Source organism: Ensifer sp. GW821-FHT05G01 (assembly GCF_059419585.1).
The window spans coordinates 317,246-333,687 of record NZ_JBWKSC010000001.1; the positions used below are offsets into that span (position 1 = coordinate 317,246).

Genomic DNA, 16,442 nt, shown 5'->3' on the forward strand with positions numbered 1-16,442 from the left:
TTTGTCAGCCTGATATCGCCTGCTTCTGCAGCGCGACCAGTTCGGCAATGCCGGTCTTTGCAAGTCCGAGCAGGCCTGCGAATTCCTCTTCCGAGAAGGGCTTGCCCTCGGCCGTTCCCTGGATTTCGACGATGCCGCCGGTTCCGGTCATCACGAAATTCGCGTCGGTCTCGGCAGCGGAGTCTTCGAGATAGTCGAGGTCGATGATCGACTGGTTGGCGAAGATACCACAGGAAATGGCGGCGACGTGGTCCTTCAGGACCTTCTCCACCTTCACCATGTTGCGGGCTTCCATCCATTTCAGGCAGTCGTGCAGAGCCACCCAGGCGCCGGTGATCGAGGCCGTGCGCGTGCCGCCATCAGCCTGGATGACGTCGCAGTCGATCGAGATCTGGCGTTCGCCGAGCGCCGGCAGATCGACGACGGCGCGTAGCGACCGGCCAATCAGGCGCTGGATCTCCTGGGTGCGACCGCTCTGTTTGCCGCTCGAGGCTTCACGGCGCATGCGCTCGCCGGTGGCGCGCGGCAGCATGCCGTACTCGGCCGTCACCCAGCCCTTGCCGCCATTGCGCAGCCAGGCCGGAACCTTTTCCTCAAGGCTGGCAGTGCACAAGACGTGCGTGTCGCCGAACCGCACCAGACAGGAGCCTTCCGCGTGCTTGGAGAAATTGCGCTCGAACGAAACCTTGCGCATTTGGTCGATTTTTCTGCCGGATGGCCGCATCATCAAACTCCTATCGTATCTGGTGAGCCTTCTAGAGCATGGCAGAGGTAAAGGGAACCGGTGGATACTAGGCGACCGGGGCGATTTTTCCCTTTTGCTATCGGCCGCGGGGATCACTATATTTCCGGCGGCAGGATTGGCCTGCGAACATGGAGCGACATGGTACTGCGCAATCCCGGAGTGACCGATATCGCGGCGGCGCTGGACGAGCGTTCCGGTGAAATCTTCCGTCGCATCGTCGAAACCTATTTGAACAACGGCGAACCGCTCGGCTCCCGCAACCTTTCGCGGTTGCTGCCGATGTCGCTGTCGCCGGCTTCCGTGCGCAATGTGATGAGCGATCTCGAAGATCTCGGGCTCATCTATTCGCCGCATGTCAGCGCCGGTCGCCTGCCGACGCAGACGGGCCTGCGCTTCTTCGTCGATGCCTTCATGCAGGTCGGCAATCTCTCGGCCGAGGATCGTGCCTCGATCGACCGCCACGTGCGGCGCAGCGACCATACCCAGCCGGTCGACACGCTGCTGGCAGAGGCGAGCCAGATGCTGTCGGGCATGTCGCGCGGCGCTGGTCTTGTCATCACCGCCAAGAACGATCCCGTTCTCAAACATGTCGAATTCATCCGACTGGCGCCGACGAAGGCGCTGGCGGTGCTCGTCGGCGAGCACGATCAGGTCGAAAACCGCATCATCGAGCTTCCTGCCGGCGTGACGAGCTCGCAGCTGACGGAGGCCGCGAATTTCCTCAACGCCCATCTCGCCGGCCAGACGATCGGCGAGGTGCGCTCGCAACTTGAAACGGTCAAGCAGACCGTGCGCAGCGAACTCGATGCGCTGTCGCAGGATCTGGTCGAGCGCGGATTGGCGATCTGGTCGGGCAGCGAGGGCGATGAAAAGCCGGCACGGCTAATCGTGCGCGGTCGCGCCAACCTGCTCGAGGGTCTGGAAGGAACCGAGGACATCGACCGCCTGCGCATGCTGTTCGACGATCTGGAAAAGAAGGACAGCCTGATCGAATTGCTCGATCTCGCCGAAAGCGGGCCGGGGGTAAGGATCTTCATCGGTTCGGAGAACAAGTTGTTTTCATTGTCCGGTTCTTCGCTGATTGTTGCGCCCTATCGTGACAGCGAGGATCGGATCGTCGGCGCCGTCGGCGTCATCGGTCCGACGCGGCTCAACTATTCGCGCATCGTGCCGATGGTCGACTATACCGCGCAGCTGATGTCGCGGCTTTCGCGCTGAACGAGCGCTTTTGGCCGCAGACAGCATTGAACCCTTGATTTTTCGGCCCTAAACCTCGATATCGGCATCAAATCCAGTCACTGGGCATTTTCTCGCCATGCGGCCATCGTTGCGCGCGGGTGTGAAAATGCGAAAGACACGACAGACGATACACCGGAGAACGTCATGACCGACGAAACAAACAAGCACGGACACGAAGCTGCCGCCAACGACGAGGCAGACAACGCTACGCCCGAGGTTGTGGAAGCAGCGCCGGTTGCCGAAGCCGATCCGCTGGAACTTGCCAGAGCCGAGAACAACGACCTGCGCGACAAGTATCTGCGGCTCGCCGCCGAGATGGACAACCTGCGTCGCCGCACCGAGCGCGACGTCAAGGATGCCAAGTCCTATTCGGTCGCAGGCTTTGCCCGCGACATGCTGGCCGTCTCCGACAATCTGCGCCGGGCGCTCGATGCCATTCCGGCGGAAGCCAAGGAAGCCGGCGAAACCGGCCTCAACGCTCTGATCGAAGGCGTCGAGATGACCGAGCGCGCCATGCTCTCGGCGCTCGAGCGCCACGGCGTGAAGAAGCTGGAGCCGGAAGGCCAGAAGTTCGATCCGAACTTCCACCAGGCCATGTTCGAAATCCCGAACGCCGATGTGCCGAACAACACGGTGCTGCAGGTCGTCCAGGCCGGCTACACCATCGGCGACCGCGTCCTGCGTCCGGCCATGGTCGGCGTGTCCAAGGGTGGCCCGAAGGCCGCCGCGACAGAGGGCGACAGCCCGGCGGCCTGAGCTGCAGTCTGATCTGTTTCAACGCCGCGCGTCCCTTAGGACGCGCGGCGTTTTCGTTTTCGGCGGTCCCGGCGATGCAGGCCGGTATCAGCCAAACAGCTGCCGCAGGTGGTCGTTGAGGAAGCGTCCCTCCGGGTCGATTTTTGCCCGCAAGGCTCGGAAGTCGCCGGCGCGCGGATAGAGCGCTGTCACGTCGTCGGCGCCGAGGAAATGCAGCTTGCCCCAATGGGGTCGCGATCCGTACTGGCGCAGGATCGTGTCGACATCCTTCAAGTATTCCCAGTAGTCCGTGCCCGGTTCGCCCGAGACCGATAGCGTGATCGAATCCTGCTCGTAGAACGGGCTGATCCAGCCGGTGTCGCCGGCCGTGAAGCGATACTCGATCGGGTAGATGCAGGTCGGATGCTTTTCCAGCATCAGCTTGCGCACCGCTTTCACGGCATCCTTGCCGTGGGCAACGGGCACCGCATATTCCAGCTCGTGGAAATTCGGAACGTATTCGATCGGATAGATCTCCGAGGAATAGGCGATCTTCTCGAAGCCCTCCTCCATCGGCGGCCGGTCGGTGATGTCGATCACCTTCATCTCGCAGACATCAGAGGTCTTGACCGTCGTCGAAACCGACGCGGTATCAGGCAGGCAGTAGCAATGCCGGCTTTCGGGCACCGGGCACCAGAAGAAGCCGAAGTGCCGGTGCCTGGCGGCGAGTTCGTCGTGCTGCTCGATCATCTCGTCGAAGGTGCAGCGCCAGAGCTTTTCATGCAGGTTGTAGCTGTCCATCGCCTGCAGCGTGATCTCGGAGATGACGCCGAGCATGCCGATCGAAACACGCGCCGCCTCCAGGAGGTCGGGCGTGGTCTCGTCCACGACGAGAACGCTGCCATCCGGCTGCACGAGCCGCATGCCGACGATCTGCGAGGCCATGTTGCCGAGCGTGGCCCCGGTGCCATGGGTGCCGGTGGTGAGCGCGCCCGCCAAGGCTTGGCTGTCGATGTCACCCTGGTTGATGAGCGAGAGACCGTTCGACTTCAGGACCTTGCCGAGCTGGTTGATGGTCGTGCCGGCCTTCACGGCGACACGTTTGCGCGCCTGGTCGATATTGACGGCGCCCTGCATGTTCGACAGCGTCAGATGCAGCCCGCTGGTCAATGCCACCGGCGTAAAGGAATGACCGGAGCCGGCGCAGCGGACGTTGAGCCCCTGCGACGTTGCCTCGCGGACCATCTCGGCGAGCGCCGCCTCGCTCTCCGGCGCGCCGCGCTGGCGCACGATGCATGATTGATTTCCGACCCAGTTGCGCCAGTGGCCACCTGATTGAAGCATGTCTTTTCCTCCCCTCAGACCGCTGTGAAGCAATTGTCGACGAACAGATGCGTGCCGTTGACGAAGCTCGCCTCGTCGCTGGCAAGAAACAGTGCGGCGTTCGCCACTTCCTTCGGGTCGCACATGCGGCCCTGCTGGGCGGCGATCGCTGCCTCCGACACGTCGACGCCGTATTTGCTGAGACCGACCAGTTCGCGCTTGCCGTGATCGGTGGCGATGAAGCCGGGGCAGACCGCGTTGCAGCGGATGCCGCGGTCGCGGAATTCGACGGCGATGGCGCGGGCAAACATGTGGCAGGCGCCTTTGGTCGTATCGTAGAGAACCTCCATCGGCGTTGCGGCAACCGCCGAGATCGACGAGGTGCACACGATACTACCCCCACCGGCGGCGAGCATGCCCGGCAGTACCGCCTTGGTCATCAGGAACATGCTGCGCACGTTGACGGCCATCAGCCGGTCCCACTCGTCCTCTTCCGTTTCGAGGAAGGGGCCGACTGCCAGGATGCCGGCGTGATTGAAGAGAACGGTGATCGCGCCGAAGGCCGCCTCGACCGCCTTGACTGCGGAACTGACCTCTGCCGAGACCGAGACATCCGCCGGCGCAAAGATCGCCTCGCCGCCGTTCGCACGGATGGCGGCGGCCACCTCTTCGCCTTTGCTGCGCGGCAGGTCGACGATGCCGACCTTCGCACCTTCACGGGCGAAGAGTTCGGAGGCGGCAAGCCCGCAGCCTCCAGCCCCACCACTGATCAACGCCACTTTTCCAGAAAGCCGGCCTGCCATCGCATCCCCCTTGCGCTCAAGCGCCACACGGTCTGATGCGGCGATCTCGGTCCTCATGGGATGGATTATTGTTGACGAAGCAGGGGCTGTCGATATCCCATGGGGGATACGCGGGCAGGGGGAGAGTTCGACGCGCATGCTGGCTCGGGAATCGGCCGATATTTCGGCCCTGATCGGATTGATCGGAACGCAGGATTTCGGCGGCGCGCTCGACCGCATGCTGCGCTCGGTCGCAAGTTTCGACCTCTCGGTCGCCTTCGCCTATCCCTATGACAAAAGGCCGATCGTGCTGCATGACGGCTATACGGCGAAGGTGTCCGCCAGCGCGCTTTCCGCCTATCTCGGCGGCGCCTATCTGCTCGACCCGTTCTATGTCGCCTGTAGCGGCGGTCAGCCACCGGGGCTGTGGCGCATGCGCGAGCTGGCGCCGGACCAGTTCTTCCATTCGGATTTTTCAAGTTCGGCCGAAGTGCATCCCTGCATCTCGATGGAAAGCGGCGTTCTGGTCGAGGAGATCGGCTTCGTCATTCCGCTCGATGACCAGGTCCAGGCGACGTATTCGCTGATGCGCGGTCGCGGCGCCGCGCCGTTCACCGACGCCGAGCTGGCGAGCCTGAGGATCTACGAGCCGATCGTCAGGGAGGCCGTGCGGTCGAACTGGCGCCAGCAGAGTGAAGTCGTCGCGGCGGCACCTCGGGACGACGACGCGATCGAGACCGCGTTCGACAGTCTCTGTGCCGACCGCCTGACCCGGCAGCAGCGCAACATCGTGCGGCTGATCCTGCGGGGGCATAGCAACCTGTCGATCGGCAAGACGATGAACATCGCCGAAGGAACCGTCCGCATTCACCGCAAGAACATTTACCGCCGGCTCGGTATTTCGAGCCAGGGCGCACTGTTTCGGATTTTCATAGATCATCTGAACCGCCGGCAGATTTACTGACGGCCAGATTTACTGACCGCAGGTGCGGTGGTTGCTCAGGCGGCGTGCGAGGTCGTGTCCTCGTTGAGCAGCGTGTAGATCGCGTTGGCGGAATCGCTTGAGCGGATCTTTGCCACCATATCGTGGTCACGCAGCACTCGGGCGATGCGCGAGAGTGCCTTGAGATGGTCGGCGCCGGCGCCTTCGGGCGCAAGCAGCAGGAAGACGAGGTCGACAGGCTGGTCGTCGAGGGCTTCGAAATCCACCGGCGTGTCCAACCGGGCAAAGATCCCGATGATCGACGGCAGGTTGTTCAGCTTGCCGTGGGGAATGGCGATGCCGTTGCCGACCCCGGTGGAGCCGAGCCGTTCGCGCTGCAGGATGACATCGAAGATTTCGCGCTCTGGGAGCCCGGTGATCTTTGCCGCTTTTGCCGCCAATTCCTGAAGGAGCTGTTTTTTCGAGTTGGCCCTCATGGCCGGGATGATCGCATTTTGGTGCAGTAGACCTGCCAATGCCATTCTTTTGTCCTCGTTCGCCGGTTAGAGCCGGACAACATCATCACAAATGCGTCGCAATGGCTCTAACCATCTTTGTCTTGGCGGGTCCCATGCACAGAAAAGTCGTATTTTCCGGCCTGTCCGCTGATTGAAGTGGAGGGAACGCCGGCACACCGGCGCTCCCCTTTTCCACTCATCCCTTGATATTGGCAGCGTCAATCCAGCCAATGTTTCCGTCGTTGCGTCTGTAGACGATATTCAACTCTGCCTTGCCGGGCGTCCGGAACATCAGGACAGGCTCGTCCGTCATGTCGAGCGCCATCACAGCGCTCGCGACAGACATCGTCCTCAATTGTTTCGAACTCTCGGCAACGATCGTCGGTGCGTAATCCTCGGGGACTTCGTCATCCTCGAACGGCACCGAGTCCATCACTGTGTAAGCCACCTCGGTACCTTGACCATTACCGTTGTGGTGGTCCTTGAGCTTGCGCTTGTAGCGACGAAGGCGCTTTTCGATGCGCTCCGACGCTGCGTCAAAGGCAGCCTGAGGGTCGTTCGCCTGTCCGCTCGCCTGCATAACCACGCCCGTATCGAGATGAAGCTTGCAGTCGGCGCTAAATCGCGGTCCAGACTTTTCCACAGTGACCTGGCTTGAATATCCTCCGTCGAAATATTTGGTAACGGCCTGCTCGATCTGGTCGCCAATGCGGGCGCGGAACGAATCGCCGATTTCCATTTGTTTACCGGATACACGCACACTCATGGAGTTTCCTCTCTATTTCGTGATTTGCGCAGCCAGTCTATTCCAAGCGCCCCCGTCATCCAAGCCTTTCACGCTTGCGGAAGCCTCTGTGTCGCACCTGCCGGTCGTACCGGCCGCTCGAGGAAGACCGTGTCCTCGGCAATTGCGGCGGGCTCATATCCCCTGCGTCGCGGAGAGTCAATCGAAGGTCGCAAAAAAGTTAACGCGCCTTAACTTAAAGGCGGCTCTTTTGATGGGTTCAGAAGCCCGACACCTTGGCCATCGCCCGCTTTTCCCGGCGTCGCTGGACGGAGGAGGGGATGTTCATCGCCTCGCGGTATTTCGCAACCGTACGGCGCGCGATATCGATGCCGGCCTGCTTGAGGCTGTCGACGATATCGTCGTCGGACAGCACGGCGTCGGCCCTTTCCTCATGGATCATCGTGCGGATGCGATGACGCACGGTCTCGGCCGAATGGCTGTCGCCGCCCTCGGCCGAGCTGATCGAGACGGTGAAGAAATATTTCAATTCGAACAGCCCGCGCGGCGTCAGCATGTACTTGTTCGAGGTGACGCGGCTGACCGTCGACTCGTGCATCTTGATAGCGTCCGCGACGGTTTTCAGGTTCAAGGGCCGCAGATGCCCGACGCCGTGGACGAGGAACGCGTCCTGCTGACGAACGATCTCGGTGGCGACCTTCATGATCGTCTTGGCGCGTTGATCGAGACTGCGGGTGAGCCAGTTGGCGGTCTGCAGGCACTCGTTGAGAAAGGCCTGGTCGGCGCTGTTCTTTTCGGTGCCGCGTGACACTGACGTGAAATAGGCCTGATTGACGAGGACCCTCGGCAGGGCGTCCGGATTAAGCTCTATGAGCCAGGTTCCATCAGGTGCTGCGCGCACGACGATATCGGGAACGATTGCTTCGCTGACGCTGGTCTCGAAGCTCGTTCCCGGCTTCGGGTCGAGTTTGCGGATCTCGGCCAGCATGTCGATCAGGTCTTCTTCGTCGACGCCGCAGATTTTCTTGAGACTAGCGAAGTCGCGCCGCGCCAGAAGCTCCAGGTTGGCGACGAGAGCCTCCATCGCCGGATCGAGGCGATCGCGAAGGCGCAGCTGGATGGCGAGACATTCGCTGAGCGTGCGCGCAAACACGCCTGGCGGGTCGAACTGCTGCAGGGTAAGGAGGACGCGCATCACGTCGGCATCATCAGCGCCGAGGCGTTCGGTGACCTCACCGAGGTCGGCCTGGAGATAGCCTGCCTCGTCGAGCTGGTCGATCAAGTGCTGGGCGATCAGCCGATCGGATGCGGCGGAGAGCGCAAAGGGCAGTTGCTCCAGCAGCGTCTCGCGCAGACTTTTGCGACTGGCGACGAAGTCGTCGAAATCGTAGTCGCCGCCTTCGCCGCTGCCGGGCATCGACTTCCATTGGCCGAGCAGTTCCGGCGCGTCGGCGCGTTGTGGCGCTGTGTCGTCCTGGTAGATGTTGCCGAAGTCCGCGTCGAGCTGTTCGTTGAGCCGCTCGCCCCCGGTTGCCATGGCGTTGTCGTAGAGGTCTCGCTGGCCGGGCGCTTCCTCCGCTCCACCGAAATCGTCGCCGGATCCGGATGTCGGCTCTTCGCGGCTGCCGTGTTCGGAGCTGGCGCCGAAGTCGTCGTCATTGCCCTGAAGCTCGAGCAACGGGTTCTTCTCGACTTCCTGCGCGATGAACTGGTTGAGTTCCAGATGCGTCATCTGCAGCAGCTGAATCGATTGCATCAGCTGCGGGGTCATGACCAGCGACTGGGACTGGCGCAGATGAAGGCTGGCCGACAATGCCATGCGGACCTGAAACTCCCGACGAAATCTCCACCGGACGCGTCATTGGACGGTCCGGTTTTTCATTTGGCCCAAAAATTGCTTATTGGAGGGGTTTGGTCAAGCACGACCGTGGACGAGATGTCGGATTCGCCCACGGATCACGTCAAAGGCTGAAATTATCGCCGAGATAGAGCCGGCGCACATCCGGATTCGTGACGATATCGTTGGCGCGGCCGTGGGTCAGCACTTCGCCGGCATGGATGATATAGGCCCGGTCGATCAGGCCCAGCGTCTCGCGCACGTTGTGGTCGGTGATCAGCACCCCGATGCCGCGCGACGTCAGATGGCGCACCAGTGCCTGGATGTCGGCAACCGAAATCGGATCGACGCCGGCAAACGGCTCGTCGAGCAGCATGAAGGTCGGGTCGGTCGCCAGCGCCCGGGCGATTTCAAGGCGTCGCCGCTCGCCGCCGGAAAGGGCGATGGCCGGCGACTTGCGCAGGTGCGTGATGTTGAATTCGCCGAGCAGGTCGTTGAGCTTGCTTTCGCGCCGCTCGAGGTTCTTGTCGTGCACTTCGAGCACGGCGCGAATGTTGTCCTCCACCGTCAGCCCGCGGAAGATCGAGGCCTCCTGCGGCAGGTAGCCGACGCCGAGGCGGGCGCGGCGATACATCGGCATCGTCGTGACGTCGTTACCGTTGATCTCGATCGAGCCTTCGTCGACCGGCACCAGGCCGGTGATCATGTAGAAGCAGGTGGTCTTGCCGGCGCCGTTGGGGCCGAGCAGGCCGACGGCTTCGCCGCGGCGAACGACCAGCGACACGCCGTTGACAACGCGCCGCTCGCGATAGGCCTTGGTCAGGCCACGGGCGATCAGCGTGCCGTCGTAACGCGCCTTGTCGACCGCATGGCCGGCGACGGCAGGCGTTGAAGCCGACGGCTTGCGGACGCGCTTGCGCTTGTGAAGGAAGGGGAGTTGCACGAGCGGATCTACGTCAGTTCTTTTTCTGCGACTTCGGGTCGAGCTGGATCTGCACCCGACCACCACAGGCGTCGAGCTGCGCTTCGCCCGTGTTCATCTGCACATTCAACTGGCAACCGACGAACACATTCTTGCCTTCCGACAGCACGACCTTGTCGCCCTTCAGGACGAAGGTCTGCTTGGTCATGTCGAACTCGCCGCTGTCGGCAGTCGCCTGCTGCGTGCCGGAGCTCAGGAAGACGCGCTGGCTGACCTCGATGCGGTCGATGTCGGCGTCGCCGCTCGAGACCGAGCCGCCACCGGACTTGTAGAAGACCGTCATGCTGCCGGCCTGCAGCGTCGTGGTGCCCTGTACGACCTTGACGTTGCCGGTGAAGATCGCCTTGCTTTCCGGATCCTTGATTTCAAGCTTGTCGCTTTCGATCTGGATCGGCTTGTCGTTCGACAGTTCGAGGCCCTTCATCTTGCTCGATGTGGCCTGGGCTGAAGCGCCCGAAACAATCATCAATGCGCCGATGCCGGCAACGGCCAGGCTGGCTGAAATCCTGAAAAAAGTAGCGGGTACCGACATGGATGCACCAGATCCTAATTCGTGTTCTTGCGGATGGAAGTGGGTTCGAGATTGACCCTCACCATGCCCTCAAATGTTACTATGCGTCCCTTATCCGTCATTCGCAGCCGCTGCGCAATGATCGAACCGCCCTTCATGCTGATCGCAATCGGTTGTTTCGTTTCCATTTCGCCGGCATTGATGTCCAGATAGGCCGACTGGAAGTCGGCGTTGACGCCATTATTCATGGTAATCGTGAACGGGGCGTTCATATCGAGCGTATTGGCGCCGCGATCGTAGATGCCGTTGGTCGCGTCCACCGTGGCGATCAGCGTTTCGTTGACAGGCATTTCGGCATGGATCGTCTGCAGCGTGATGATATCGGGATTGGCGATATCCTGCAGCGCGCGCTGCGCCTTCATCGAATAGCTGATGCCCTGTTTGTTGCGCCCGGCAATGGCAGGGTTCTGCATGACGATCTTGCCGTCCTCGATCGTTGCGCTATCGAGTTGCAGATCGACCGGCATGAAGGCGCGCACGAAGGAAATGACCGCAAAGATCGCGGCGATGATGCCGGCCACCACGGGCAGGATGATCTTCAGGCGCCTGACGCGCGCCGAATGCCGCGCGGCGAGCGCGTAGGCGTCCGACGAGCTCGCACCCGTGTCGGCAAAGAAGCCGGGGGCTGGCGCATGATCTAACATGTGAAGACCTGTTGGTTCCGTTGCTTTTCAGCGTTCTCGCGAGAGCCGCCTTTTACATACATTCGTGTAAGTCGTCGCAAATATGGATATTTTTTGTTGCGGTACAATGCTGCCGCAAAAAACTTCGTGAAGACAGGAAAACGGCGGGCACGGCTTTTAACCGTGACCGACCGCGTCTATTGAGTATGCCACTTGCCGTGCAGATAACATGCCCGATCGAAAACGGACAGAAGCTGGGCCAACAATTCGGGAGAAACCCACATGGATGAACTTGCCATTGCCGATCGCCGCAGCCTGCGCAGGAAGCTGAGCTTCTGGCGCTGGATCGTCGCCGGCCTGCTTGCCGTTGTGGCTCTGGTGACGCTTTCCTGGTCGGGCTGGGCCGACAGCGCGGGACGCGCCCGCGATCATGTCGCCCGCGTGACGATTTCTGGCCTGATCCAGGACGATCGCGAATTGCTGGAGCGGCTCCAGCGGATCGAGAAAAATGATTCCGTCAAGGCGCTGGTGGTGACCATATCGTCGCCCGGCGGCACCACCTATGGCGGCGAGGTCATCTACAAGGCGATCCGCAAGGTCGCCGCCAAGAAGCCTGTCGTCTCCGACATCCGCACGCTGGCTGCCTCCGCCGGCTACATGATCGCGCTTGCTGGCGATACGATCGTTGCCGGCGAAAGCTCGATCACCGGCTCGATCGGCGTCATCTTCCAGTATCCCCAGGTCAAGGAGCTGATGGACAAGCTTGGCGTCTCGCTGGAATCGATCAAGTCGAAGCCGCTGAAGGCCGAGCCTTCGCCTTTCCATCCACCGAGCGACGAAGCCAAGGCGATGATCCAGGCAATGATCGACGACAGCTATGGCTGGTTCGTCGACCTCGTTGCAGACCGCCGCAAGCTGTCGCGCGACGAGGCGCTCCTGCTTGCCGACGGACGGATTTTCACCGGCCGACAGGCGCTCGGCCTCAAGCTTGTCGACAAGCTTGGCGGTGACGACGAAATCCGCGCCTTCCTGGCCGACAAGAAGGTGTCGAAGGACCTTGCCGTGGTTGATTGGGAAGAGCCGCGACAGACCCTGCCGTTCGGCCTCGGATCGGCCGTCTCCGAGTGGGTCAAGATGTTGGGATATGACGCTTTTCCGGCGATGAAAGGCCTCGAAAAAATCGGGGGTGACAAGTTGTTTCTTGACGGTCTTGTTTCGGTTTGGCAGGTTGATGCTCAATGAGGATGGCAGCATATGCCCAGCCTGATCCGTAACGTGGCCGTCCGCGCCCGATGAGCGCCGGTCATTTTCTTGCGGCAATCACAATGCAGACCGAAAAAGCAAAACAAACAAGAATTTAAGGGGGCGACAGTGATCAAGTCAGAACTGGTGCAGATTGTTGCAGCTCGCAATCCGCATCTCTACCACCGCGACGTCGAAAACATCGTCAACGCGGTGCTCGATGAGATCACCGACGCGCTGGCTGCCGGAAACCGTGTCGAACTGCGCGGTTTCGGTGCTTTCTCGGTCAAGAACCGGCCGTCGCGCTCCGGCCGCAATCCACGCACCGGCGACTCCGTTTTCGTCGAGGAAAAGTGGGTGCCGTTCTTCAAGACCGGCAAGGAGCTGCGCGAGCGGCTGAACCCGGGCATGAACGACGAAGAAGACTGATCGTCCTGCCCGATCGTCATGAATCCGGATTGTCGTCTTCGCCGCTAAGGCCTGTGCGGTGATCCGGAAAACGGGAGCGCCGAATGCTCAAGAAACTGATCAACATCGTTTTCCTCGTCCCGGTCGGTGTCATCCTGATCGTGCTCAGCGTCGCCAATCGTCAGAGCGTCACGTTGGCCCTCAATCCGTTCCGGCCCGAAGACAGCGTGCTGTCGGTGAGTGCGCCCTTCTTCGTTTTCCTGTTTCTTGCTGTTGTCGTCGGTCTGATCCTCGGTGCTGCCGCCACCTGGTTCAGCCAGGGCAAATATCGCCGGCGCGCGCGCAATGAGGCGACCGAGGCGCTGAAATGGCACCGCGAAGCTGAAAAGCACCGCAGCCAGGCGGAGAAGCTCGCCACGCAGGCAACTCTCGCTGCCCCGCAGAACTGAAGGCGAGGGCGTCGCCCCTTAGACCGCTTCCGCAGGCCCACCGACAGCGGCGCTGAAATCCGTAAAGAACTGCTGCGCCAGCTTCTTGGCGGTCGAGTCGATCAGCCGGGAGCCGAGCTGTGCCAGCTTGCCGCCGATCTGCGCCTTGACGTCGTAGCGCAGGAGCGTCTCCGCACCGTCGTCGACGAGCGTCACATCCGCGCCGCCCTTGGCAAAACCGGCAATGCCGCCCTTGCCTTCGCCGGAGATGGTGTAGCTTTCCGGCGGGTTGAGGTTCGACAGAATGACGTCGCCGGTAAAGGAGGCCGAGACCGGACCGATCTTGATCTTGACCACGGCCGAAAGCTCGGTCGGCGATTTCATCTCGATCGACTGACAGCCGGGGATGCATCGCTTCAGGATATCCGGGTCGTTGAGGCCCCGCCAAACGGCATCACGCGGTGCCGAGATGCGTTCTTCGCCGGTCATGTCCATGCGCATTCCTCCCATTGACGGTGCCACGCGGCCAGAAGGGCGCGCGAAGGTTCATGTAATTCTCTGAATTCGCCTTGCAATCCTGTCCTGAATTCGATTTCGACCGATGGATTGATGCAACTCTCGCTCCCGCGTTGATCTTGGCAAATCGGAAACGGCTTTGCCAAGAGCATGAGCGGTGCTATTTGCACCAACAGAATACGCCTCGCCTCGAAATCCGGGGTGCGGCGGCATACCTCATGGTGCCGGCCCGATTGCATCCGATATTCGGGAGGGTAGCGCCTCGTGACAAAACAAAGCCCAGGGATCTCAGCGTGAAGGAAAAGGACCGGCGGTCGAAGAATGCCTCCGTGACGACGGCGAAGGGCCGCGGAGCCGAGGCGCGTGGTGGTGGCCGCCTTGACAAGAAGCGTCCACCTTTTGCCAAGTCAGGCGAGTTCAAGGAGCGTGCCGCCGTCCAGGCGACGGCGAAAGCCGCAGAGCCACGCGACAGGCCGCCGAGGGCACAGGCCGAAAACGAGGCTCCGGTCCGCGTCATCCCACGCCGCTCCGGCGACAAGCCGGGCGAACATGTGCCGCTCATTCTCGAGACTTCGGGCGTTTCCGGTTATCATCTGATCGACAGCGGCGCCGGCGAAAAGCTCGAACAGTACGGACCCTATCGGATCGTGCGCCCCGAGGCGCAGGCGCTCTGGCCGCGAGCCCTGCCCGATAGCGTGTGGGAAAACGCCGACGCGATCTTCACCGGCGATACCGACGAGGACGGCATGGGCCGCTGGCGGTTTCCGGGCTCGGTTCTTGGCGAGACCTGGCCGATGCAGCTTCTGGGCACCGACTTCCATGGCCGGTTCACCTCCTTCCGCCATGTCGGCGTGTTTCCAGAGCAGCTGGCGCACTGGAGCTGGGTGAAGGATCAGGTGGAGGCGTCCCGCCGCCCCCTGAAAGTCCTCAACCTCTTCGGCTACACCGGGGTTGCCTCGCTGATCGCTGCCAAGGCCGGTGCCGAGGTGACCCATGTTGACGCATCGAAGAAGGCGATCGGCTGGGCCCGTGAAAACCAGGCGCTGGCGCGCGCGGAAAAGCTACCGATCCGCTGGATCTGTGACGACGCGATGAAGTTCATCCAGCGCGAGGAACGGCGCGGCAGCCGCTACGATATCATCCTGACCGATCCGCCAAAATTCGGGCGCGGTCCGAACGGCGAAGTCTGGCAACTGTTCGACCACCTGGCGGCGATGCTCGACATCTGCCGCGAAATCCTGTCGCCCGAGGCCCGCGGCCTTGTGCTGACCGCCTATTCGATCCGCGCCAGCTTCTACTCGATCCATGAACTGATGCGCGAGACGATGCGCGGCCGTGGTGGCCGGGTTGAATCGGGCGAACTCATCATCCGCGAAGGCGGGCTCGACGGCCGCGAGCCGGGACGGGCGCTTTCGACATCTCTCTTCAGCCGCTGGGTGCCGTAATGAGCAATGACAGAAGCGAACACGGCGCAGGCCGGGTCGGACAGGTGAAGGAAGTTACCAGCCTCACCAATCCGATCATCAAGGACATCAAGCTGCTTGCGCAGAAGAAGCACCGCGACGAGACGCGGTCCTTCATGGCCGAGGGCTTGAAGCTGGTGATCGATGCACTCGATCTCGGCTGGAAGATCAAGACGCTGATCTACGCCAAGGCGGCCAAGGGCAAGCCGCATGTGGAGCAGGTGGCGGCAAAGACCTTCGCCCGCGGTGGCCTCGTGCTCGAAGTCAGCGAGAAGGTGCTGTCGACGATCACCCGGCGCGACAATCCGCAGATGGTCGTCGGTATCTTCGAGCAGCGCTACCGGGCGCTGAAGGAGATCCGCCCCGAGCTCGGCGAGACCTATGTGGCGCTCGACCGCGTTCGTGATCCCGGCAATCTCGGCACGATTATCCGCACGGCCGATGCGGCCGGCGCCTCCGGCATCATTCTCGTCGGGGAAACGACGGATCCTTTCTCGCTCGAAACCGTGCGCGCGACCATGGGTTCGGTCTTCGCCATGCCGGTCGTGCGCGCCAGCGCCGACGACTTCGTCAAATGGCAGAAGCAGGCGGGCGTGAAGGTCGTGGCGACGCATCTTGCCGGTTCGGTCGACTACCGCACGATCGACTACAAGTCGAAGCCTGTGGTGCTCCTGATGGGCAACGAGCAGGCGGGCCTACCCGAAGAGCTTGCCCGCGAGGCCGGAGCGCTTGCCCGCATTCCGCAGGCCGGCCGTGCCGATTCCCTCAATCTCGCCATCGCCACCGGCATCATGCTGTTTGAGGCGCGACGTCACCTGCTGGCGCTGGATGCCGGCGCATGAGTGAAAAGCAGGTCCTGTTTTCGAGGCCGCTGCCGATCGCGGTCTTCATCGCCCTGGCGCTCGCCGCCGACCAGCTGATCAAGTATCTGGTCGAGGCCTATCTGCCGTTCAATGAAGCGGTTCCTGTCGTGCCGATGCTGGCGCTCTACCGTACCTACAACTACGGCGTCGCCTTCTCGATGTTGTCGGGCATGGAAGGCTGGTTCATCGTCGGCATGCGCCTCACCGTCGTCGCCTTCGTTTTGTGGCTGTGGCGGCGCACGCCGAAGGACCGGTTCTTTGCGCATTTCGGCTATGCACTGATCATTGCCGGTGCGCTGGGCAACCTCGTCGACCGGCTGATCTTCGGCTACGTCATCGACTACATCCTGTTTTACACGCAGACATGGTCCTTCGCCGTCTTCAACCTGGCCGATAGTTTCATCACCATTGGCGCCGGCGCGATCATTCTCGACGAGTTGCTGCAGGCGAAAAAGGCCAACGCTTAAGATTTTATCGATGCGCTGAAGCCATTCGGAACG

Annotated in this window: 19 protein-coding genes; 9 read left to right on the forward strand and 10 right to left on the reverse strand. The window is 61.8% G+C overall.

Annotation, left to right across the window (positions count from 1 at the left end; translation table 11 throughout):
- Positions 1 to 4: 4 nt before the first annotated feature.
- Positions 5 to 724, reverse strand: a complete 720-nt coding sequence (gene rph, locus AC07UR_RS01610; protein ID WP_173418797.1) for a ribonuclease PH — start codon at positions 722 to 724, stop codon at positions 5 to 7.
- 159 nt (positions 725 to 883) lie between these two features.
- Between rph and hrcA the strand changes: the two genes are divergently transcribed.
- Together hrcA and grpE are read left to right on the forward strand one after the other, a co-directional pair.
- The gene (hrcA, locus tag AC07UR_RS01615) at positions 884 to 1,963 is read left to right on the forward strand and encodes a heat-inducible transcriptional repressor HrcA (RefSeq protein WP_173418798.1); all 1,080 of its coding nucleotides are present in this window, start codon (positions 884 to 886) and stop codon (positions 1,961 to 1,963) included.
- A gap of 165 nt (positions 1,964 to 2,128) precedes the next feature.
- Positions 2,129 to 2,740 (forward strand): nucleotide exchange factor GrpE, encoded by a 612-nt coding sequence (grpE, locus tag AC07UR_RS01620; protein ID WP_209787902.1) that lies wholly within the window; start codon positions 2,129 to 2,131, stop codon positions 2,738 to 2,740.
- A gap of 87 nt (positions 2,741 to 2,827) precedes the next feature.
- Here the strand turns inward: grpE and AC07UR_RS01625 are convergent, their stop codons facing one another.
- Both AC07UR_RS01625 and AC07UR_RS01630 read right to left on the reverse strand, forming a co-directional pair.
- Positions 2,828 to 4,063 carry a D-arabinono-1,4-lactone oxidase gene (locus AC07UR_RS01625; RefSeq protein WP_209787899.1) on the reverse strand — a complete coding sequence of 412 codons (1,236 nt, stop codon included), beginning with the start codon at positions 4,061 to 4,063 and terminating at the stop codon, positions 2,828 to 2,830.
- A gap of 14 nt (positions 4,064 to 4,077) precedes the next feature.
- Complete coding sequence (locus tag AC07UR_RS01630) at positions 4,078 to 4,845, reverse strand: SDR family NAD(P)-dependent oxidoreductase (protein ID WP_115421080.1); 768 nt, start codon at positions 4,843 to 4,845, stop codon at positions 4,078 to 4,080.
- Between the two features lie 136 nt (positions 4,846 to 4,981).
- Here AC07UR_RS01630 and AC07UR_RS01635 point away from each other — a divergent pair, with 136 nt between their 5' ends.
- Positions 4,982 to 5,788 carry a response regulator transcription factor gene (locus tag AC07UR_RS01635; RefSeq protein WP_173418802.1) on the forward strand — a complete coding sequence of 269 codons (807 nt, stop codon included), beginning with the start codon at positions 4,982 to 4,984 and terminating at the stop codon, positions 5,786 to 5,788.
- 35 nt (positions 5,789 to 5,823) lie between these two features.
- On the opposite strand, the gene ptsN is transcribed toward AC07UR_RS01635, so the two are convergent.
- The 6 genes from ptsN to lptC form a co-directional block, all read right to left on the reverse strand.
- Positions 5,824 to 6,288 carry a PTS IIA-like nitrogen regulatory protein PtsN gene (ptsN, locus tag AC07UR_RS01640; protein ID WP_077503002.1) on the reverse strand — a complete coding sequence of 155 codons (465 nt, stop codon included), beginning with the start codon at positions 6,286 to 6,288 and terminating at the stop codon, positions 5,824 to 5,826.
- Positions 6,289 to 6,460: 172 nt separating this feature from the next.
- Positions 6,461 to 7,030 (reverse strand): ribosome hibernation-promoting factor, HPF/YfiA family, encoded by a 570-nt coding sequence (gene hpf / locus AC07UR_RS01645; RefSeq protein ID WP_077503001.1) that lies wholly within the window; start codon positions 7,028 to 7,030, stop codon positions 6,461 to 6,463.
- 238 nt (positions 7,031 to 7,268) lie between these two features.
- Positions 7,269 to 8,828 carry an RNA polymerase factor sigma-54 gene (gene rpoN, locus AC07UR_RS01650; RefSeq protein ID WP_209787896.1) on the reverse strand — a complete coding sequence of 520 codons (1,560 nt, stop codon included), beginning with the start codon at positions 8,826 to 8,828 and terminating at the stop codon, positions 7,269 to 7,271.
- A 142-nt stretch (positions 8,829 to 8,970) separates the two neighbouring features.
- A complete protein-coding gene (gene lptB, locus AC07UR_RS01655; protein ID WP_209787893.1) occupies positions 8,971 to 9,789 on the reverse strand; it encodes an LPS export ABC transporter ATP-binding protein in 819 nt (272 codons plus the stop codon).
- A 13-nt stretch (positions 9,790 to 9,802) separates the two neighbouring features.
- Positions 9,803 to 10,360: an LptA/OstA family protein gene (locus AC07UR_RS01660; RefSeq protein WP_077502998.1), complete on the reverse strand. Its 558-nt coding sequence runs from the start codon at positions 10,358 to 10,360 to the stop codon at positions 9,803 to 9,805.
- Positions 10,361 to 10,374: 14 nt separating this feature from the next.
- Positions 10,375 to 11,043, reverse strand: a complete 669-nt coding sequence (lptC, locus tag AC07UR_RS01665; protein ID WP_173418805.1) for an LPS export ABC transporter periplasmic protein LptC — start codon at positions 11,041 to 11,043, stop codon at positions 10,375 to 10,377.
- A gap of 261 nt (positions 11,044 to 11,304) precedes the next feature.
- On the opposite strand from lptC, the gene sppA reads away from it, so the two are divergent.
- The 3 genes from sppA (at position 11,305) to AC07UR_RS01680 (ending at position 13,121) form a co-directional block, all read left to right on the forward strand.
- Positions 11,305 to 12,264 carry a signal peptide peptidase SppA gene (gene sppA / locus AC07UR_RS01670; RefSeq protein WP_173418806.1) on the forward strand — a complete coding sequence of 320 codons (960 nt, stop codon included), beginning with the start codon at positions 11,305 to 11,307 and terminating at the stop codon, positions 12,262 to 12,264.
- A gap of 129 nt (positions 12,265 to 12,393) precedes the next feature.
- Positions 12,394 to 12,693 carry an integration host factor subunit beta gene (locus tag AC07UR_RS01675; RefSeq protein WP_077502995.1) on the forward strand — a complete coding sequence of 100 codons (300 nt, stop codon included), beginning with the start codon at positions 12,394 to 12,396 and terminating at the stop codon, positions 12,691 to 12,693.
- An 83-nt stretch (positions 12,694 to 12,776) separates the two neighbouring features.
- A complete protein-coding gene (locus AC07UR_RS01680) occupies positions 12,777 to 13,121 on the forward strand; it encodes a DUF1049 domain-containing protein (protein WP_173418807.1) in 345 nt (114 codons plus the stop codon).
- A gap of 18 nt (positions 13,122 to 13,139) precedes the next feature.
- Here the strand turns inward: AC07UR_RS01680 and AC07UR_RS01685 are convergent, their stop codons facing one another.
- Positions 13,140 to 13,595 (reverse strand): SRPBCC family protein, encoded by a 456-nt coding sequence (locus AC07UR_RS01685; protein WP_209787890.1) that lies wholly within the window; start codon positions 13,593 to 13,595, stop codon positions 13,140 to 13,142.
- Between the two features lie 314 nt (positions 13,596 to 13,909).
- Here AC07UR_RS01685 and AC07UR_RS01690 point away from each other — a divergent pair, with 314 nt between their 5' ends.
- The 3 genes from AC07UR_RS01690 to lspA are packed head-to-tail and all read left to right on the forward strand — an operon-like array spanning position 13,910 to position 16,409.
- Positions 13,910 to 15,061 carry a class I SAM-dependent methyltransferase gene (locus tag AC07UR_RS01690; protein ID WP_209787886.1) on the forward strand — a complete coding sequence of 384 codons (1,152 nt, stop codon included), beginning with the start codon at positions 13,910 to 13,912 and terminating at the stop codon, positions 15,059 to 15,061.
- Positions 15,061 to 15,921, forward strand: a complete 861-nt coding sequence (locus tag AC07UR_RS01695) for a TrmH family RNA methyltransferase (protein ID WP_173418810.1) — start codon at positions 15,061 to 15,063, stop codon at positions 15,919 to 15,921. The genes AC07UR_RS01690 and AC07UR_RS01695 overlap by 1 nt, the downstream gene beginning before the upstream one ends.
- A complete protein-coding gene (gene lspA / locus AC07UR_RS01700) occupies positions 15,918 to 16,409 on the forward strand; it encodes a signal peptidase II (RefSeq protein WP_209787882.1) in 492 nt (163 codons plus the stop codon). The genes AC07UR_RS01695 and lspA overlap by 4 nt, the downstream gene beginning before the upstream one ends.
- Positions 16,410 to 16,442 lie beyond the last annotated feature (33 nt).